This is a genomic window from Nitrosospira sp. Nsp13 (assembly GCF_900101945.1).
Taxonomy (GTDB): Bacteria; Pseudomonadota; Gammaproteobacteria; order Burkholderiales; family Nitrosomonadaceae; genus Nitrosospira; species Nitrosospira multiformis_D.
Map to the genome: position 1 here is coordinate 282,690 of NZ_FMVD01000002.1, position 18,980 is coordinate 301,669.

Sequence of the window (18,980 nt, forward strand, 5' to 3'; positions counted from 1 at the left end):
CGACATCGCCTCGGTGGGCGGGGCATTACTCGTATATGGCCGGTTTACAACATCGCAAGCAACGGGGAATTTGACCATGCCGGACTCTATTCTTCACCGCCCCACTCCCGCCATCCCCTTAACAACGGAAAATACAATCCTCGCTTCACCGGCTCATCGTCAATCATACGCATAAGTGCGGCATAGCGGTCAAGTTGAAGCCGATAGCGATCCTGCTCACGATCAAGAAACCCTTCCATATCCGCACCTTCATGACTGCTGGTCTTGTAATCCACCACCCAGCGCTGACCTTCCGCATCCCGGAAGGTGCGATCGATGACGAGATCTCTCTGCTCGCCCTCCATAATCGCCGTCATGCGCAGCTCGTTGTAGACATCCCGCTGCGGTCCAAGCAACCATTGCCCGCGCTTATCGCCCACGGTTTGGGCAAGCGCCGTTATTACGCGTCCCGCTGCCGTATCGATATCGCTGCCATGGCGATCCATACCACATGCAACCAGCTGGCGCTTGAAAGTATCGCGCAAAACCTGAATCCGCGCCATGCTCCAATTTTCCATGCCGTCCTCCGCGATGCGCCGCAACCAGCGATGCACGATGGTTCCAATATGGCGAGCCGTCTCACCGGCCCATGAATACTCGATATCACCCATCGCGGGCATCATCCGCGGCTGCGCGTTCCACCGCACCGGCGGCGGCGCAGGTGGCAATGTCCAATCAGAGACAAGGCGGTGCAAGGATTGATCGATCGAGGGCTTTTCCTCTTTTTCACTCTCTTTCGCATCCGTGATTGAACACGTATCCGAAGCCGCTATTCTCGCCGCAACGTCCGTATAAGCAGGCTTGACCACGGACCAAATCTTGCTCAACAATGTTTTTCCGGCGGGGGGCTTCAGTTCGAAACCTCCATCACCATCGTAAGTGATACCCGTGCTGCCAAGCAGATGCAGCCGCTGCCTGGCGCGCGTTGCGGCAACATAGAGCAGCCGTTCGTCCTCGAAGCGCTCTTTCTCACCATCCAGTTTCTCCAGCCAGGAATAGATGCGATCAGCATCTGTACCCGTTTCCTGAATGGGTGCAAGCAATAAATCGCTTCCTTCATTCCATTCTCCCGTCGACGGTTTGGCGCGTGGCTGTTCCATCCACATGAACAACTTCTTGTCGCTGGTACGTGACGGGCGGCCAAGACCGGGCACGATCACGCAATCGAACTCCAATCCCTTGGCCTTATGAATGGTCATGACCTGTAGCGTATCGTCAGCTTCCAGGTCAGGTAACGCGTAGAGTTTTGCGAGCCCTTCTTCCAATGCCGAAAGTGCGGGAATACTGCCAGCCTCTTCGTGCGCTTCAAGATAATCAAGATAGACTGCAGCGTCTTCAAGGTCTGTCGCGTCGTCAATGCAGCTGGGGCCTCCCAGAGCAAGCCATGCCGCCTCAACAGTCACACGGAACGATTGACGACAGCGATTATCCATACAGCTCTTCAGCACCTCGCGTACACGCAGTAGCCGGACGCGGCCATCGCGGGAAACCGCCGCCATTGGCGCATCATCAACGAGCAACTCCCATACTGTTCGATTATTCGCTCTGATGTTTCGTCCCACTCCTTCAATCCCGGCGGGATCGTCCATCCCGCCGCAAACAGCGACCGCATGGGTCGAAACGAGCACGTGCATATCCTGGAGCGTAAGACCGCACCATGGTGCGCGCAGCAACGCAAGCCATGCCAGACGATCCGCTGGATGTGCCAGTGCGCGTGTCAGCGCCAGCAAATCCTGCACTACCGGCCGGCGGCCCAGCCCTTCAATTTCGATCGCACGAAACCTTATTCCGGCCTCTTTGAGCCGGGGCACGATTTGCTGAAGATGATTACGGCTGCGCACCAGAATTGCCGTGGTGGCGGATGGATCATTACGCCGTACCTGCATGACAATTTCCACCACTCTCGCCGCCTCGGCTATGTGGTCATTATTGAAAAACGGATGTACGCTGACTGCCTCGCCGGCGAGTAAACCGTGCGTCGCAACCGACGGCGTATAGGAAACCGCACCCAGTGTGATGTCCTCTTGCCGCGGCATCACCTGCTCGAAGGTATTGTTAACCCAGTCCACAATACCGCGCTGCGACCGGAAATTGCTGGAAAGAGAAACCGGATACAGGACAACATTGCCAATGCCCGCCACACGGGTGCGCAAGAATAATCCAACCTCCGCCTCGCGAAAACGATAGATGGACTGCATCGGGTCGCCAACCAGCAGCACACTGCGGCCATCTCCCGACTCCCATCCAGCGGTAAGTTTCGTGACGAGTTCGTATTGACTGATCGATGTATCCTGGAACTCGTCTATCAATAGATGTCGAATGCGGTAGTCGAGCGCGAGAGCAAGATCAGTGGGCATCTCGGGCTCGCCAAGCGCACGCAAGGCACCTTGCGCGACCTCCGTAAAATCGACCTGGTTATGCGACTGAAATACGAGCTTGAGCTGCCCGGCGGCACGCGGCAACAGCCGCGTGATCGAACCGAGCACTGCCCATTGCTTTTCGGTATAAACGGGCGGGGGCAGGAAACGAATATCATGTAACGCATGGCGCAGTGTTTCGCCATCATCCACCGCCAGTGCGTCTGCCAGCGCTAGCGCTCTTTCCTTCCATGACTTTGCGATTGCTTTTTCAATCTTGGTTCCGCCGGGCGGGAAGCCATCCCTGATCGTATGCTGCTTGCGCCAGGCACCCTCTTTTGTAAGCAACAGATCGGCAATGGCAACCCAGCGGGCAACATCCTGTTCCTCATCGCCCGGCAACCCACCGCCTGCATCGAGCCCCTGATACGCAACAATGGGCGCTCCCCCGCTGGCAGGGGTTAAATGACCGGCAGCATAGTGGGCAAGCTCCACCAGCTCGCTTTGTATCGAGACAGGATAGCGTCCGTATAAGCTGCATAGGTGCTTCAGTGCCCCGTGTCGCGTATTTTTCAACGCCGCTTCCAGCTCATCGCGCGCTCTGCCATGAATATGGCGTAACCAGTGGTCGCGCCGAGCCAGCATCTCGGCAAGCAGATTTTCGATGCGAGCCACATCATTGTCGAGGTGTTCCAGCAAATGCTGGACATCCTGCGCCATCGCATCGTGACCTTCGACCAGACCGATGGTTGTGCGCGCCGCTTCGAGATATAACTCGGATGCGTCCTCGACAGTTTCAGGTTGCGCGCCAAATTTTGATAGCATCGGCATCTGGCGCGTTAGCGATGCACACAATGAATCGAGAGTTTGAATGCGTAATCGTGTGGGATTTTCGATGATATGCCAGCCAGTCTGCCTATCTCGCTGCAAGACAGCTTCAGCTAGCTCACGGGTCAGTTTCTGGTGCCCGGTTTCAGGGGTTTCAGGGGCATTAGCGGAATCAGGTGCGTTGCCGCTCTTCACAAGCGCCGCCACTATACGTTCGCGCATCTCCGCTGCGGCTTTGCGGGTAAACGTAATCGCAACGATCTCTTCCGGCTCATTAGCGCACGCAAGCAGCGTGAGATAGCGTTGAATCAGAAGCCCGGTCTTACCCGATCCGGCAGGCGCCTGAACAATAAAAGAATATTCGGAGTTAAGCGCACGGCAACGCCCGGTAAAATCGGGTGTATCGGGCACCGTTGAAGCGGTACTCACTCTTCGTCTCCCTGCTCGGTATACGTGCGCCGCATTCGCTCATCAATACGGCAGAAGGAACGCAAATCACAGTTGCGGCACGTATGCGGAAATTTCCTGGGGTCAACCTGGGCATCACCGCTGGAGAAACTGACCGCGATGCGGGTCAGATCTGTCCGCCAGGTGGCAACCAGCTCCTCCCATGAGCCGTATCGGTCACCCGGGCGCGATTCGGACAACATCTTCCCTCCAGGCAGCAGATCACTATCGCGTGCAAGGGCGGCGAACCGCATATCACCCGTCTTGACCTGCGCGAATGCTACCGCGACGGCAGCCGGCTCGGCGGCGACGAGATACAACGGCAACTGCGGCTCCTCTGGACGATCACCAAGCATGGTGTTCTCTGACGGTGCCCGAGTCTTGTAGTCGATGATGATACGGCGTCCATCGCCGAACTCATCGACGCGGTCGAGACACGTCGACAACCGGAGTCCGCCGATCTCGATGCTGCGCTTGTCTTCAATCGCTATGACTGTGTAACCGCCACGCGCTTTCTCTTTGTCAAGCCATGCACGTGCCAGCCGCACCAGGCGCCGGCGCTCAATCTCCGCGAAACGACCCGAGAGCGTGGTTGGACGATCGCGATGAATACGTACGATTGCTTCATCCGTGGCATGCATGATCATTGATTCAAGATTGTCATCGCTGATAGCATCCAGCCTACTTTTGGTCTTGAGCTCACTCCATACTTGTGCGAGCACATGGTGCACCAAGGTACCGCGCTCCATCGCATCAAGCCCCGTGTGAGGGGTTCTCAGACTTTCCGCGCCAAATCGATGCACCGCCAGCGAGCGAAATGGGCAAGCGGCATGATCTTTTATTACCGCCGTGCCGCCAGCGACATCGCCGTTTCCAGTAAGCGCCTGGTCGAGCGCCGGTGCTTTGTCATCATCGATGGACTCAAGCCGGCTCGCGCTTTGAATCAGATCGCGGTGGCTTGCATAAACGGGCAACACAAGTTCGCGATCAGCAATGTTTGCGATCAGCGGACTGGGTGCAAGTTCGCGGGCATCGTGAACATCGCCGTGCCGCGGATGACTGAGAATGATCTCATCCGCACTCGACAGCCACGCAGCAGTAAGCCGCTGCGCGAGTTCCAGTGACGCAACCGCCGAGCCCAGCGGCAACTTCTGCGCTCGCTGTAATTCAATCGGCAGAAACGGATTCGGACTTGGCTGCAATGGCCATACATCGTCGGACAACCCCATTACCCAAAGGTAATCGAATTCCATGCCCGCGGCCTCGAGCACGCCAAGTATCTGAATCGGAACGTCTGGCGTCCTGGGCTGGAACTGCGTCTCCACTACCATGCGGTAGAGACGCGATACCGCGTTGCTGTACCGCATGCGCGACACAACACAGCCGAGCGTAGCAAAGCCGGCTAGAACTTCATGCCATTTTTCCAGTGCCTGATACTCGGATGAGTCCAGGACACGCTCACCAGGAAACCCGACGATCCGCAGGGCTTCAGAAATTACTCTCGTCAATGCTGAGGGCGTTTGCAGACCGGATAGCTTTGCCTTACGAAATTCGGCAAGAGCCGATAGCCTTTGCACCAAAATAGGGCAACTTGCTCCACCGTCGTCACTCTCAATCAGAACAAGCAGCCGTTCGAGCGTAATCATGGGCTCGGCGCGCTTGCGCAACTGTGCATCGAGTCGCGCACGATTGACCATTTCAATCTCTGCCCCGTCGAGAAAAGGCGAACGGAGTAAAAGGCTTACGCGCTCGAACTCAATTTCCTGCCCACCAAGTTCGAGTATCAGGAAAGCTGCGCTTACCAGTGGATAAGCACTCAGAGCCATGCCAAGCGATGCGTTAAAGGGCAGCACGCGTCTGGTGGTACCCGGCAGCGATTGCTGAACATCCGGCTCCATCACGGAACCGAATATACGCATGATTGCGCTGCGATATTTTGAAAACTCCGGAACGGCCACACCAATACGTACCGTACCATCGGCCTCGATTCGCGCCCGCGCCCATGACGCCGCGCGACGAATCTCATCATCGCTGTCATCACATGCCACGCGCCGCGCATTGCCGCTGCGCGGCTGCGGCCTCACCCACATCACCTCACAGCCAGCCTCCTTGAGCTTAATCAGTAACGCCGTCTGCTGTGGTGTGACGATATCGAAACCGTAGCAAGCCAGGCGCTTCGGTTTGCTGACCACCGCGTATTTGCATAATTCGCCTACCAGATCGCAAAGGCGCGCGTGATCGATCTGCCGCGCACGACGGGTTGCTTTCTCATAGCGTTGGGACCAATCCTGAAACGCCTTGCAATCTTCATTGAGCGATAAATTCTTGAGCGGCGGAACGAGGTGCCATGCATGGGCAAGCTGCCAGGCTTCGCGCGCAAGCCGCGCGGTGGCCCCGATAGCAAGTAAGGTCGCTCCCGTATCTGAATGGCCAATGGCATCCTCCCACAAGATCTGTTCCTGAGCGGGGGTGAGGAGTATCGGTAATTCAGACGATTGCCCGGAATGGAGCGCATCTTCGTAGAGACGCTCAACGAATGCAGGAAACGGCAGGATATCCGCCGAATGCCAGGCAGTAATTTCCCGGCTGGCCTGCCACCCGTCGAACTCGCGTTTAAGCGCGATAGCAAGGCGTCGATTAGGAGTAATTACCGTGACGCCGGCTTTCAAGCCGGCGGCGAGGTCCGCGAAAATGTCGCTGAGGGGAGCTTGTGGAAAATTCGGAATTGAAAACATGCGGTGACAAGCGACCGCTGCTGGATCAGCGCTCCAGTTTATCCAGCTTGCCCGTTACCTTCGCCCAATCATCGGCATCGGCCAGAGCATCTTTCTTCTCAATGATAGGTTTCCAGTCTTTTGATAATTCGGAGTTAAGCGTTATGAAATGCTGTTGATCCGTCGGTACATCATCCTCGGCAAAAATTGCTTCTACTGGACACTCTGCTACACAAAGTGTGCAATCTATGCACTCGTCCGGATCGATCACCAGAAAATTGGGCCCTTCGCGAAAGCAGTCCACCGGGCACACATCTACGCAATCAGTGTATTTGCATTTGATACAGCTTTCAGTTACCACATAAGTCATGACGGTCCTTGCTTGGCTCTTTGAGAATCCGCAATTTTACCAGAAATTTTATCGGCACCACTAAACTCTGTTATCCGGTTCCACGACTGATAGCCATGCTATTACCAAGGTTTAAGCCTTGGGATAAGGTTCCCTCGATCATCATCGCCCCCTTTTAAGCTCGTGGTACCGGGCTCCGTTCCATTCCACCCATTATCTATGAGCATGATGCTTTTTTGTGTTGAACTCCAAAGTAATCATCAATTCGCCCACACTTAGCGGCCATTCCAATTTCAGTGTCACGGCCTGCATGATTTTTTCGAATCCGCCTTCTGACTGTGATACGGAATAATGGGGTTGTGCGCGCAATGCAGCTGGAGATGAGACATTCAATACAATACTTCCAGCCAGCTCATCGTCATCCAGTGTCAGACCGGTCATCGTGGACAATTCAAGCAGCTGACCGAATCCCCCGGGAATCTGGCCCTGATGAATGTAGCGGCCGCTCCAGCCGTCGCAACTTGGCATGGCAAGGTTGATCTCGGTGCTGAACATGCCTTCCACTTCACCCGCAAAATGGTATGACACAAGCAGCCGATTATTGGCAAGATCAAAACTTTTTTTTATGTGCAGCGGAAACACATCCGCCCGAAAGCATGCTCTATCGACGGCGGATGTCTCATGCCGATAACTCACAAATGCGCCATTCAAACGATCCACGAACAGCTCTCGCGCATGCTCGTCAGCTTCCATGTCTACCGCATCTATCTTATGCTTGAAACTGACCCGGTCATGCGCCGAAGCGATGCCCGCACCGCTATGTTCGTTCGCGTTATTCCCGCTCCGATGAATTCTATGATGATAATGTTCAGCCTGGCGCCGCAATGTATCGCCAAAATTATGCCGCAAGGCATAGGAATCAAGCTCGCAAATGGTGCCGCCGCCATCCAGCTTCAGCACTGCCTGGATCACACCGTTCTGTAAATATATTTCCTCCGTCCCGTCAAGATCGGTATCTTCCACAAACCGCGCGGGGCGTGGCATACACGTATCGAGCATCGCTTCCAGTTCCACCATCGCTTTGTATACCGCACGCCGCAGATGGGGTAGATACAAGCCCCCGAACAAACCATGCCAATAGGCATCATTGGCCTGGGACTCATAGAGCTTGTCCTTCATTAGGGCGGTGTTTTGCCCCTCCGGCAGGGCAGCCAGCCGCGCAGAAAGACCTAGCATGCGTTTATGCATCCAGTTGGACTCAGGATAGCGCGAAAAGAAATTTCTCCAGATACCCCCTCGCAAAAATGCCTTGTGACGTTCATACCAACCCGCTGTTTTAGCCTGTTGCACCAGATCGGCATAGATACTGGCGGGTTGGGCAGGCAATGTCCACTCATTCATTTCGATATATGAAGTGGTGGGCAAATACACGATACCGCGGGTTCTTCCCCCGCTATGATAGTCGCGATAATGCTGGGTACGAATCCTGGAGGATGCCAGCACACCCTGAATGAATTGATCAAGCCAGCCCTTTTCATATACCCATTGATACGTTTCCGGCCATATACCGAACTTTTCAATGTCATCAAAATAAATCGCCGCATTGCCGCCGCCAGCTAGGCTGTTCTCAGCGAGCGACTCGATATAGGCCACGACTTCATTCGCCGGAGAAAACGGCAGCTTGTAACGCAATGCTTCCGAGATGGGGAAGAGATCGAGCTTACGCCCGTCCTCTTCGGTGGTGAAATAGCCATCCAGTTCCGTTGCGGCTTTACCTGCGCAGAGAAAATGATAATCATCCACGATCACATAGCGGATGCCGCAATCGGCCAGCGCGGGAACCACGGTCGACTCCCAGACACGCTCTGTCAGCCACGCCCCTTGAGGGCGCTGCCCCAGTTTCGTTTCCAGCTTATCCGAGAATGTCTGGATTTGTCCGATACGATCGCGGGTGGGAATCGCCGCCAATACGGGTTCGGTGTCGCCCGCACCGAATAGCTCAACCTGTCCACGTGCCACCATTTCCCGCAACAACGCCATATCCTCTGGATAACGGTCGATCAGATAGTCCAATAGCCAGCCGGAAATGTGCATCGCGAAACAGAAATTTGGATAGCGATAAAGTACTTTCAGAAAAGGCTGATAACAGCGCAGATGTGCGTCAGCGAGCACTTCTGGAAAATTACCGACAGGCTGGTGAGCATGAACGCCGAAAAGCAGGGAGATGGGTTGGGACATCGAGTTATCCTCGGGGGAAAATTTTTTCACCACGGACTTATACGGATGCTCGGGAGCGCAATGTCACCACGGCTTAGCGCTATGCTTTTATGCGTATATCCATGGTGCAGGAACGTCCATTCTTGCCAAATATGACTGAAATTCCACTTCTGAGATTCTTAAGCAAAAAAATTGCCCTATTTAAAAAGGGGAATCAGGATGGCCCATCTCAAGAAGCACGCCGCATCGTGCCGCCAGACTCGGGCGTCCCACCGCCATGGCTGATGGGTTCGAGTACTGTTTTCGGCGTTGGCAGTTTTAGCAGACCGTAAAGATTGGCCAGGTTATCGCGGAATAACTGGTCGAAGCTCGATACCACGTAAGGCGGATTATAGTCACCTAACCACCAGAACCAGTCGGAGCTCTCGCAGGAAGCCAGCTGCCGCTCGGCTTTGAGCATTTCTTCGCTGCTCAATCGACCGCTTTGCATTACCAGATCGTAACTATGCTTGGCAGCACACAGGAGATCCCAGGCGTGATTCTTGTCGCGGTCGCCGATCCATGTGGAAAACGTTCCGTATACCCAGCTACCCGCTGCCAATACCGGCAGAGCAGCAGCATCAATATGTTTCAGTGATGCGATATAGTCACGATAGGTAGTGACGTGAATCGAAGCATGATTCTCAAGAATCTCATACAGATCATTAAGAAAGTAGTAACCATTGTACGGATAGTACTCCCACGCATTTTCGCCATCCAGAATCACACTCACCACCGGGTTCTCTCCGGGCAGCGCATTCCGGCCGATATCTTCAAGGGAGTGTACCAAATGCTCGGCGGCATCGCGCCCAAACCATTTTGCATACTCGAAGCCGATCATATCGGATAGTTTCTCATCACGGAAAAAACAGGTAACACTATCGGCTTTACCTTGTACCCGGTAGGGACGATAGAGATAACGGCCCCGGTCCTGCAGGTGCTGGTTTGGGTACGAATGGCGTAGACTATTCGCCAGCACGGCTTCTCCGCTGGCGCTCCATTGGCAACCATGTTCCGCCAGGATTTCCAGGAATGGCGCGGATACGGCGCCTTCCGCAGGCCATACACCACTGGGGCGTATGCCGAAGCGTCGCGTATGACTCTCGATGGCCGATGCCAGATGAACAGCGACACGCCCCCTCCCTCCGGGGTAGGCGGGTTCCCCGGGCAAATTCTCATTGGGCATGCTATCACGAGCGGAGGAGAAATCAATCAGCAGCGGGGCGAGCGGATGGTAATGCGGCGTGGTGGACAATTCGATCTGACCCGACTCGGCCAGCTTGCGGTAACGCGGAATCAATCCCTGTATCAGGTCCCCAATAAGGCCGAGCAATTGCACCCGGTCCGCATGGCTGAAACCCCCGCCTTGCGTCATCAATCGCACCACAGTCTCATTGGATCTGCGCACACTCTCACCAGTCCACGCCAGGTGATACCATACCAGCAGGTCCGCCAGATACTGGGCGGAAAGGTAGGCCAGTTCAGCCTCACCATGTCCCCGCAACGTCTCGTGCATATCATACAGACGCTTATATGCCGGATATGGTTGCATCATAGTTACATGATTGCTGCGAAAACAACTATCGAATACACGCAAGCGATCGCTGGCGGAGACCTGCTCCAGGTCAGGCGTCGCCAGTAAACGTAGCAGCGGGTCCCGTATCTCTCCCATGGCGAACTGTGCGGCATAGTCCTCCAGTTGATCCAGCAGCACCGGCACAAAATTTACAACTGCCTTCATTGAAGGGTGCGCCTCGAGATGAGATACCATATCGGTATAATCCTTGATGGCATGTAGATACACCCATGGCAGCATGAATTCACCCGTCTCGTAATTACGATAGTCCGGTTGATGCATGTGCCACAATAAGACAAAATTTATTGGTTGCATTTCGATATAGACCTGATTCGACCGCTTACGTGCCATAAATTATTCATAATTGCCGTCCCTGATTTCTTTAGGAATTTCTTTATAGGCCCCTGCCTGGAGCGTGTTGCCGCCAAACTCGGGACTTATTCAGGATTCCTCTGGCGTGACTCCCGGTTACCTGACATGATGTATTCTTTGGTTGAGCATTTCCGGGGTAATCAACGTAACGCCATTTTCGGTGACATGAAATCGTTTTCGGTCCTCCACCGGATCAAATCCCGCCATCAAACCCGGGGGAATCATACAATTTTTATCCACTATTACCCGTCTCAGGCTCACATTACGGCCGATATCTACATTGGGTAAAATTACCGAATCCTCGATGCTGCTGTAGCTGCGTACCTGAACATTGGAAAACAATAGCGAGCGGCGCACCGTCGAACCACTGATAATGCATCCGCCCGAAACCATTGAGTCGAGCGCCTGACCTCTCCGGTCATCGTCATCAAATACAAACTTGGCGGGCGGCAGCTGTTCCTGATGAGTCCAGATCGGCCAGTCCTCATCATACAGATTGAGGTCTGGCGTCACATGAGTCAGATCAAGATTGGCCTCCCAGTAAGCATCGATGGTACCGACGTCTCGCCAGTAGGGCACACCGGACGCCATGTTGACGCAACTGTCAAAAAAACGGTGAGCGAATACGCGGTGACGAGGCACAAGGTACGGAATCAGATCTTTGCCAAAATCATGGGACGAGCGCCGTTCATCATGGTCATGAATCAATTGCTCAAAAAGAAACGATGCATTGAATACATAAATGCCCATACTCGCAAGCACCTGTCCAGGCTGTCCCGGAATGTGCGCGGGGTCCGCGGGTTTTTCCGCAAAGCTGGTGACGCGCCAATCGTCGTTAACACTCATGACGCCAAAGGAACCCGCTTCAGCCGCCGGAATGGCGATACACGACACCGTCATGTCCGCGGCCTTTTCCACGTGATCGGCCAGTAATTTGCTATAGTCCATCTTGTAAACATGATCCCCACCCAGGATCAGCACATACTGGGGATCGTGACGGCGGAGGATATCGATATTCTGGTACACCGCGTCGGCGGTTCCCTGGTACCAGGTTTCCTCGATTCGCTGCTGAGCCGGCAGCAGTTCAACGAATTCCTTGAAGCGTCCGTCGAGAAAACCCCATCCGTGCTGAATATGACTGATAAGGCTCTGCGCCTTATATTGGGTAGCAACGCCAATCCGGCGAATACCAGAATTCACACAATTTGAGAGAGGAAAATCAATGATGCGGAATTTTCCGCCAAAGGGTACCGCGGGCTTGGCACGCCAATCGGTCAGCTGCCGCAAGCGGCTGCCACGCCCGCCCGCCAGTATCAACGCAATCGAATTACGCGTAACCTGGCTATGAAAACGTAAATCGGCTTCCTGTGTCATCGGATAGTCCTCCGCATGTTTTTATCCCGGATGTTTCATAAATTCGCTTAATGAATGCGTGGGATATTGTTTCATAGGGAAATTTTGTGAGAGTGGCGTAGCTATTCATACGCCCAACTCAACAAAATTTCCATGCGAAACAAAAGACCAGCGAGGACATGCGTCAATTTATGAAACATCCGAATTATGTTTATACCACTTCTTTTCTGCCTGTGCACCTATTCGCGATTGTGATGTTTACCATGATGTTAAGCCGATCTAAATCCATAGCCGCGTGCAAGCAAGCTATAATCCTAAGTCTGACAGTTGAGCGCTCACTCGTCAGTTTAGAATTATGATTCGTAGAGAATTTCTGTGCCATTTAATTCTCACCTTCTGGGTGAGTCCGCTACGAAGCGGATTTAGGATAACCCCCGCATGAGTCCCAATCCCATGAAATCCGGCATTTCCTCCAGGAACAATCCCATGCTGGAAGCCCTATTGGCCGCGCGGCTGCACGATCCTTTTGCTTATCTCGGCGCTCGCATGGAGCAGGATTACAGCTTGGTGCGCGCATTTTATCCCCATGCCGCTCATGTATGGATCAATATAGCGGGCGAATTCGAGCCAATGGAACGGGTCCATCCCAGCGGCGTTTTCGAATGGTACGGCACAACCTTGCCACCCATGCCCTATCTCTTGCGTATCGAGGATGGCAACGCGGCGCCCGAAGCAATCGTATATGAAACCCATGACGCCTATGCGTTCCCGCCGCAAATTTCCGATCATGACTTGTATCTGTTCAACGAAGGCCGGCTACGGCAAGCTTATCGCACGCTGGGCTCTCATGCCACGGAAATCAACGATATTGCAGGCGTACTTTTCTCTGTATGGGCGCCCAACGCGGAACGCGTCAGCGTGGTGGGGAACTTCAACCGATGGGACGGGCGAGTACATCCGATGGCGGTTCATGGCTCGAGCGGAGTATGGGAGCTATTTATTCCGGGTCTGCCGCCGGGATCGCTCTATAAATATGAGATACGCAACCGCCACAGCGGTGAAATTCTTCTCAAGACAGACCCTTATGCTAGGTTTTACGAGTTACGGCCCAATAATGCCGCTCGCACGCCTGATGGAGGTGAAATAGCCTGGCTGGATTCTGACTGGATGGCAAACCGTGCAACCTGGAATTGGCTGCAGGCTCCGTTAAATATCTATGAAATTCATGCCGGATCCTGGAAGCGGCATCCGGACGGACGCTTTTATTCTTACCGGGAACTCGCCCGGCATCTGATTTCCTATGTACGCGAAATGGGCTATACCCATGTCGAATTACTACCCGTTTCGGAGCATCCGCTCGATGAATCCTGGGGGTATCAGACGACGGGCTATTTCGCTGCTACCAGCCGCTATGGCTCACCCGATGATTTAAAATTCTTTGTCGATGCTTGTCATCAGGCAGGCCTCGGTGTTTTGCTCGACTGGGTGCCAGCGCATTTTCCGCAAGATGCATTTGCTCTATCGCGATTTGATGGCACTGCCTTGTATGAACATGAAGATCCCCGTGTGGGTCTGCATCAGGATTGGGGCACCTATATTTTTAATTTCGGACGTAACGAAGTGAAATCGTTTCTATTGTCCAGCGCCCATTACTGGTTATCGGAATTTCATTTTGACGGATTGCGCGTGGATGCTGTTGCATCCATGCTCTACCTGGACTATTCCCGTCATCCGGGCGAATGGTTGCCCAATCGATATGGCGGCAGGGAGAACCTGGAGGCTATAGATTTTCTGCGCGAGCTGAACGTCATGGTGCACGAAGAGTTTCCGGGTGCCTTGACACTGGCTGAGGAATCCACCGCGTGGCCAGCCGTATCCCGCCCCACCTATGTTGGCGGCCTGGGATTCTCAATGAAATGGAACATGGGCTGGATGAACGATACACTTTCTTATATTCTGGAGAATCCGGTGCATCGGCGCTTTCACCATGACAAGCTTACTTTCGGTCAGCTGTATGCATACACTGAAAATTTCGTATTGCCGTTTTCGCATGATGAAGTCGTGCATGGCAAGGGCTCGCTGCTGGGTAAAATGCCGGGGGACGCGTGGCAGAAATTCGCAAATCTGCGCCTGCTATTTACTTATCAAATGACCTATCCCGGTAAGAAACTCAATTTCATGGGCAACGAATTTGCACAAGGGCGCGAATGGAATTCCAGCCGGGAGCTGGACTGGTATCAGCTAAGTTATGAACAGCACAGCGGCGTACAGGCGGCATTGCGCGACCTCAATCATCTGTACAGCAATATGCCCGCGTTGCATCAGCTCGACTTTTTACCGGATGGGTTTGCCTGGATAGACTGCCACGACGCCGATAACTCTGTCATCAGTTACATCCGGCGCGCATCCGATGGTTCATTTGCGCTGGTTATCCTTAATTTTACGCCGGTCCCGCGAACGGGCTATCGTATTGGTGTTCCTTCCCAAGGAACTTATCACGAGATATTCAACAGCGATTCTTCACACTACGGTGGAGGCAATATGGGCAATATGGGGGAAATCGATACTTCGGACCAACCATGGATGGGGTTGCCGGATTCCGTCGTTATCACACTACCGCCGCTGGCGGGGATTATCCTTTCGCTTGAAACCTCGCGTGGCATTATGGTATTAACGGATGAGGTATGAGGTTATATTTACCTGGCAAAATAATACTGGCGCGCCCGAGCCCCGCTGAGCCGGTAAACAATTCAAGTAAGGCAAGCCGCGGCTGATAAAGGAATCCCCAAGCCACAGGCCAGGTTGAAACACTCCTGATCTGGAACCGGTTGATACGCCGGACACGCCGCTATGAGGCGCTCCCAGCTATCCCGCAAGCGGCGAAATCGCATCATCAGGAAAATACGTTTTGCGTAGCAGATCATCACCAGACGCGAAAAGGGGTAAGGTTTGCCAGTGATATTTGGCGTCTGGAAATCATTAAATAATTAACATAAGAAAATCAACGGCTCACTCATGGCGCGTGCTCCATCAGCTACCTTTCCTGGCGTTCTGTTCATAACACCAGAGGTTTATCCCCTGCTCAAAACCGGCGGTCTCGGTGATGTGAGCGCGGCGCTGCCGGCGGCATTACGGGAGATCAAGGTAGACGCTCGCCTACTTATCCCAGGCTATCCTCAAGTATTGAAAGGACTCAAACACAAACGCAAAATCGCGGAGTTCGCAGCTCAACCTCCATTTCCGCCATCGCTACTGCTATCCGCAAAACTGCCGCTAGGGGCATCCGCGAGCGTTCCTATATTTATCATCGATTGTCCCATTCTCTACCAGCGGGAAGGCAGTCCTTATGTGAATGCGGCCGGTCACAATTGGCCGGATAACGCGCTGCGTTTCGGCCTGCTCTCAAAAATCGGCGCGATTCTGGCGAGCGATGCCAGTCCAATCGCCTGGCGCCCGCATATCGCTCACTGCAACGATTGGCAAAGCGGTCTGGTGCCGGCATATCTGCATTTTCATCAAGGCAAAAAAGCGGCTTCCCTGATGACGATACATAATCTCGCTTTCCAGGGCATATTTCCCGCTGATACTATTGCTCAACTGGGGTTGCCCGCCGCCAGCTTTCACATAAACGGTGCCGAATACTATGGCGGCATGTCGTTTCTCAAGGCCGGGCTCTATTATTCCGATCACATCGCCACCGTGAGTCCCACCTATGCCAGAGAAATTCAGATGGAAACCCTGGGCTTTGGCATGCAGGGTTTACTGTCGGCACGCCGCAAGCATATCAGCGGCATCGTCAACGGCATCGATACTAACGATTGGGATCCCGCCACCGATTCCGATATCTCACGGAATTACAGCGCTAATAAACTCGCAGCTAAAGCCGCCAATAAACGAGCACTGCAACAGTTGCTGGGATTGACTGTCGATCCCGGCATTCCGCTGTTCGGAGCCGTAAGCCGCCTCACTTACCAGAAAGGTTATGATCTGTTACTTGAGGTAGCGGCGCAATTGACCGGACTGCCGGCGCAACTGGCTATTCTGGGTAGTGGCGAAGCCATGCTGGAACAGGAATTGACTACGTTGGCGAAAAATAATCCTGGAAAAATCGCCGTACATATTGGATTTGACGAAAAACTCTCCCACTTGATCGAAGCCGGAGCGGATAGCTTTCTGATGCCTTCCCGTTTCGAGCCCTGTGGCCTGAATCAGATGTATAGTCAACGCTATGGAACGCCCCCGCTAGTACATGCGACAGGGGGCCTTGTAGACACAGTGGTCGATTGCACTCCCGCAACCCTGGCTGACGGAAGCGCCAGCGGCTTTTTGTTTTTCGATATGACCGCTGATAGCTTTCTTGACGCTATCCGGCGTGTCACCGTTGCCTACAATAATAAATTAGTCTGGTACCGCCTAATGAAAAATGGCATGGCCAAAGATTTCAGTTGGCGCTCCAGCGCTGCTGCTTACCGGAAAATCTATTTGTCACTACGATCTTGATTCAGTCTTGATCCTGACAGCTTGTCGGCGAGCGACACAACGTGCCGCTGTGACCACCCCAGTGAGCAGTAATAGGAGCTACAGAAATGGGCATAAAGTGGATCGGGTATTGACGAATTTAATATTGCAACCGCCACGAGCAGTCTCCAACGGTCACGCTCCTTCCTTTTATGGTTTTGGAAGGGTGTTTAGACTGTGTATCTCACGCTTTCATCCCGTAGTGTCCCACCAGTGCCTCACAAAAGAAAAGCACCTAGCCGGAATTGCGCTAAGTGCTTGTTTTACTGGTGGGTCTGGAAGGACTTGAACCTTCGACCAAGGGATTATGAGTCGGGTTAAGTAAGAATACCAGAGTAAAGCGCAACACTTTGTAATAATTGGATCATGAACTTAGATGTTTCCACCTATTGTCATTTGTTCCTACTTTTCATCTCTTAGTGTGCCAAAATTGTGCCGAGGCAAGGTTTACAGCAGATTAATTGTAGCGTCATTTCTTAGCTGAAAAAATTACCCTCCGCCGAAGGTTATTAGTTACGCTTTCCAGAAGCACTAAGTCCAGCAATGCTCGAAACAATAGCTATGAGCATGGGTTCCTAATTCGTAAATCGAGCACTCGAGCCGTTCAAGACATACAAATAAGTCAAAGGTCAGTGGATACATCCCTTTTCTTTTACGGGTAACGCAGAGGTAACTTTGCCAGTATTTCACTCATGTCCTTGGGGGGCTCGAGTCAAGCTTCCACCCAGATACACCACCGTATGAGATAACACGCACAGTTTTCCTTTAATGGCAATATTGCCAGTTCTGACTGTTCCCATCTTGGAATCAATCTCTGCCTACGCAGTCGCTGGGAAGTATCGGTAAATATAGGCTGATCGCTTTTAGCAGATCCCATTAACATAAATCCGCACAGCATCGGGTAGCGAACACTACACCGACACAGGCGGCTTCTCGGATCACGTCTTTGCCATGTGCCGGCTGTTAGGTTTTCTCTTCGCGCCGCGCATTCGTGACCTGAAGGAAAAGCGACTCTATATATTGTCGGGCATGAAGATACCACCTGAACTCGCTGCGCTGGTGGCGGGTGCCATCAATCTTCGTGTCATCACCGATCATTGGTCCGAACTGCTGCGTCTCGCAAAGTCGATAAAAACGGGAACGGTTACGGCCTCTGTGATCCTGCGCAAGCTCGCTGCTTATCCCCGGCAAAATGGCTTGGCGCTGGCACTGCGGGAGCTGGGGAAGTTGGAGCGGACACTATTTACACTCCAATCGCTGCAGAACCCTGAACTGCGTCGTCGCAGCCACGTCGGTCTCAACAAGGGTGAGCAGCAAAATGCTCTTCGCCGTGCCGTGTTCTTCAACCGACTCGGCGAAATCCGCGACCGCTCGTATGCGAATCAGCGCCACCGCGCCAGCGGTCTGAATTTGCTCGTCGCCGCCATCATTTTGTGAAACACAACCCATCTGCAGCGAGCTGTCGATCACGTGCGAAAGCAAGGACACCATCCGGCGCCCGGAGATCTTGCCCATCTGTCGCCGCTGGGCTGGGAACACATCAATCTGAAGGGCGACTACCACTGGGATACATCGCCGACCCTCAGGCCAGACCAGTTTCGGCCGTTTCGGACCCCTATACATGACTTCGCCGCAGCGGCTTAGCGTGCTTTAAAACGCGAATCGTGTCTTCACCTCTTGGAGCAGACCTCGCGGACTTGCACGACCTGCTGGCGTTTTGCACGGCGGCCTCATTAAATACCGTATCGGGGCGGGAGAATGCACCAGCGGATGACCTGGCGGCGATCATGACCGCCTTGAGCCTGGACATGGCTGACTGGTGGGAACCTACACCGGAGAACTACCTTTTGCATGTACCCAAAGACCGGATTATTGAAGTGGTGGGAGAGGCGGTTTCCCCTCAAATGACGCAGACCATGACGAAGATGAAAAAGGGTGAACTGGTAGAGTCCGCGAATGCGAAACTGTCCAGCTTGCGCTGGTTGCCGGATACGTCCAAGGCAGGATGAAATATAAAACTTGCAGCCCTGTGAAGGGCTGCAATGGCACCGAATCATGCCTGTATTTAATTCTGAAGCGGCTATTAATACCCAACTCTTCGAAGGTAAATTTAACCCAAATGCAGACAATCAGCAGGCACGCACAACCGGCACATCACTCCACCGGGTAGT

The 18,980-nt window shown here is 53.5% G+C and carries 9 protein-coding genes and 1 pseudogene; 4 read left to right on the plus strand and 6 right to left on the minus strand.

The window, feature by feature from the left end; all coding sequences use genetic code 11:
- Positions 1-86: 86 nt before the first annotated feature.
- The 6 genes from BLO43_RS04855 to glgC all read right to left on the minus strand — a co-directional run bounded on the left by BLO43_RS04855 (position 87) and on the right by glgC (position 12,312).
- Complete coding sequence (locus tag BLO43_RS04855; protein WP_090906074.1) at positions 87-3,653, minus strand: UvrD-helicase domain-containing protein; 3,567 nt, start codon at positions 3,651-3,653, stop codon at positions 87-89.
- Positions 3,650-6,406 carry a PD-(D/E)XK nuclease family protein gene (locus tag BLO43_RS04860; protein WP_090906075.1) on the minus strand — a complete coding sequence of 919 codons (2,757 nt, stop codon included), beginning with the start codon at positions 6,404-6,406 and terminating at the stop codon, positions 3,650-3,652. Before BLO43_RS04860 ends, BLO43_RS04855 begins: the two co-directional genes overlap by 4 nt.
- 25 nt (positions 6,407-6,431) lie before the next feature.
- The gene (gene fdxA, locus BLO43_RS04865) at positions 6,432-6,755 is read right to left on the minus strand and encodes a ferredoxin FdxA (protein ID WP_074633824.1); all 324 of its coding nucleotides are present in this window, start codon (positions 6,753-6,755) and stop codon (positions 6,432-6,434) included.
- 192 nt (positions 6,756-6,947) lie between these two features.
- Positions 6,948-8,972 (minus strand): alpha-amylase/4-alpha-glucanotransferase domain-containing protein, encoded by a 2,025-nt coding sequence (locus tag BLO43_RS04870; protein WP_090906076.1) that lies wholly within the window; start codon positions 8,970-8,972, stop codon positions 6,948-6,950.
- A gap of 208 nt (positions 8,973-9,180) precedes the next feature.
- A complete protein-coding gene (locus BLO43_RS04875) occupies positions 9,181-10,881 on the minus strand; it encodes a glycoside hydrolase family 57 protein (protein ID WP_090906106.1) in 1,701 nt (566 codons plus the stop codon).
- A 153-nt stretch (positions 10,882-11,034) separates the two neighbouring features.
- Complete coding sequence (gene glgC / locus BLO43_RS04880) at positions 11,035-12,312, minus strand: glucose-1-phosphate adenylyltransferase (RefSeq protein WP_090906077.1); 1,278 nt, start codon at positions 12,310-12,312, stop codon at positions 11,035-11,037.
- 417 nt (positions 12,313-12,729) lie between these two features.
- On the opposite strand from glgC, the gene glgB reads away from it, so the two are divergent.
- The 4 genes and pseudogenes from glgB (at position 12,730) to BLO43_RS04900 (ending at position 18,818) form a co-directional block, all read left to right on the plus strand.
- Positions 12,730-14,979: a 1,4-alpha-glucan branching protein GlgB gene (gene glgB, locus BLO43_RS04885; protein ID WP_254773334.1), complete on the plus strand. Its 2,250-nt coding sequence runs from the start codon at positions 12,730-12,732 to the stop codon at positions 14,977-14,979.
- A 327-nt stretch (positions 14,980-15,306) separates the two neighbouring features.
- Positions 15,307-16,791, plus strand: a complete 1,485-nt coding sequence (gene glgA / locus BLO43_RS04890; protein WP_090906078.1) for a glycogen synthase GlgA — start codon at positions 15,307-15,309, stop codon at positions 16,789-16,791.
- A gap of 924 nt (positions 16,792-17,715) precedes the next feature.
- Positions 17,716-18,453, plus strand: a pseudogene (locus tag BLO43_RS04895) (Tn3 family transposase); the annotation flags it as partial.
- Positions 18,454-18,473: 20 nt separating this feature from the next.
- Positions 18,474-18,818, plus strand: a complete 345-nt coding sequence (locus BLO43_RS04900) for a hypothetical protein (protein WP_175443861.1) — start codon at positions 18,474-18,476, stop codon at positions 18,816-18,818.
- Positions 18,819-18,980: the final 162 nt, after the last annotated feature.

What these genes read in the sequence shown, in the direction of transcription:
- BLO43_RS04875 (WP_090906106.1), bottom strand. Translation starts at nt 10,881, where the DNA reads ATGCAACCAATAAATTTTGTCTTATTGTGGCACATGCATCAACCGGAC.
- glgB (WP_254773334.1), top strand. Translation starts at nt 12,730, where the DNA reads ATGAGTCCCAATCCCATGAAATCCGGCATTTCCTCCAGGAACAATCCC.
- glgA (WP_090906078.1), top strand. Translation starts at nt 15,307, where the DNA reads ATGGCGCGTGCTCCATCAGCTACCTTTCCTGGCGTTCTGTTCATAACA.
- fdxA (WP_074633824.1), bottom strand. Translation starts at nt 6,755, where the DNA reads ATGACTTATGTGGTAACTGAAAGCTGTATCAAATGCAAATACACTGAT.
- glgC (WP_090906077.1), bottom strand. Translation starts at nt 12,312, where the DNA reads ATGACACAGGAAGCCGATTTACGTTTTCATAGCCAGGTTACGCGTAAT.
- BLO43_RS04870 (WP_090906076.1), bottom strand. Translation starts at nt 8,972, where the DNA reads ATGTCCCAACCCATCTCCCTGCTTTTCGGCGTTCATGCTCACCAGCCT.
- BLO43_RS04860 (WP_090906075.1), bottom strand. Translation starts at nt 6,406, where the DNA reads ATGTTTTCAATTCCGAATTTTCCACAAGCTCCCCTCAGCGACATTTTC.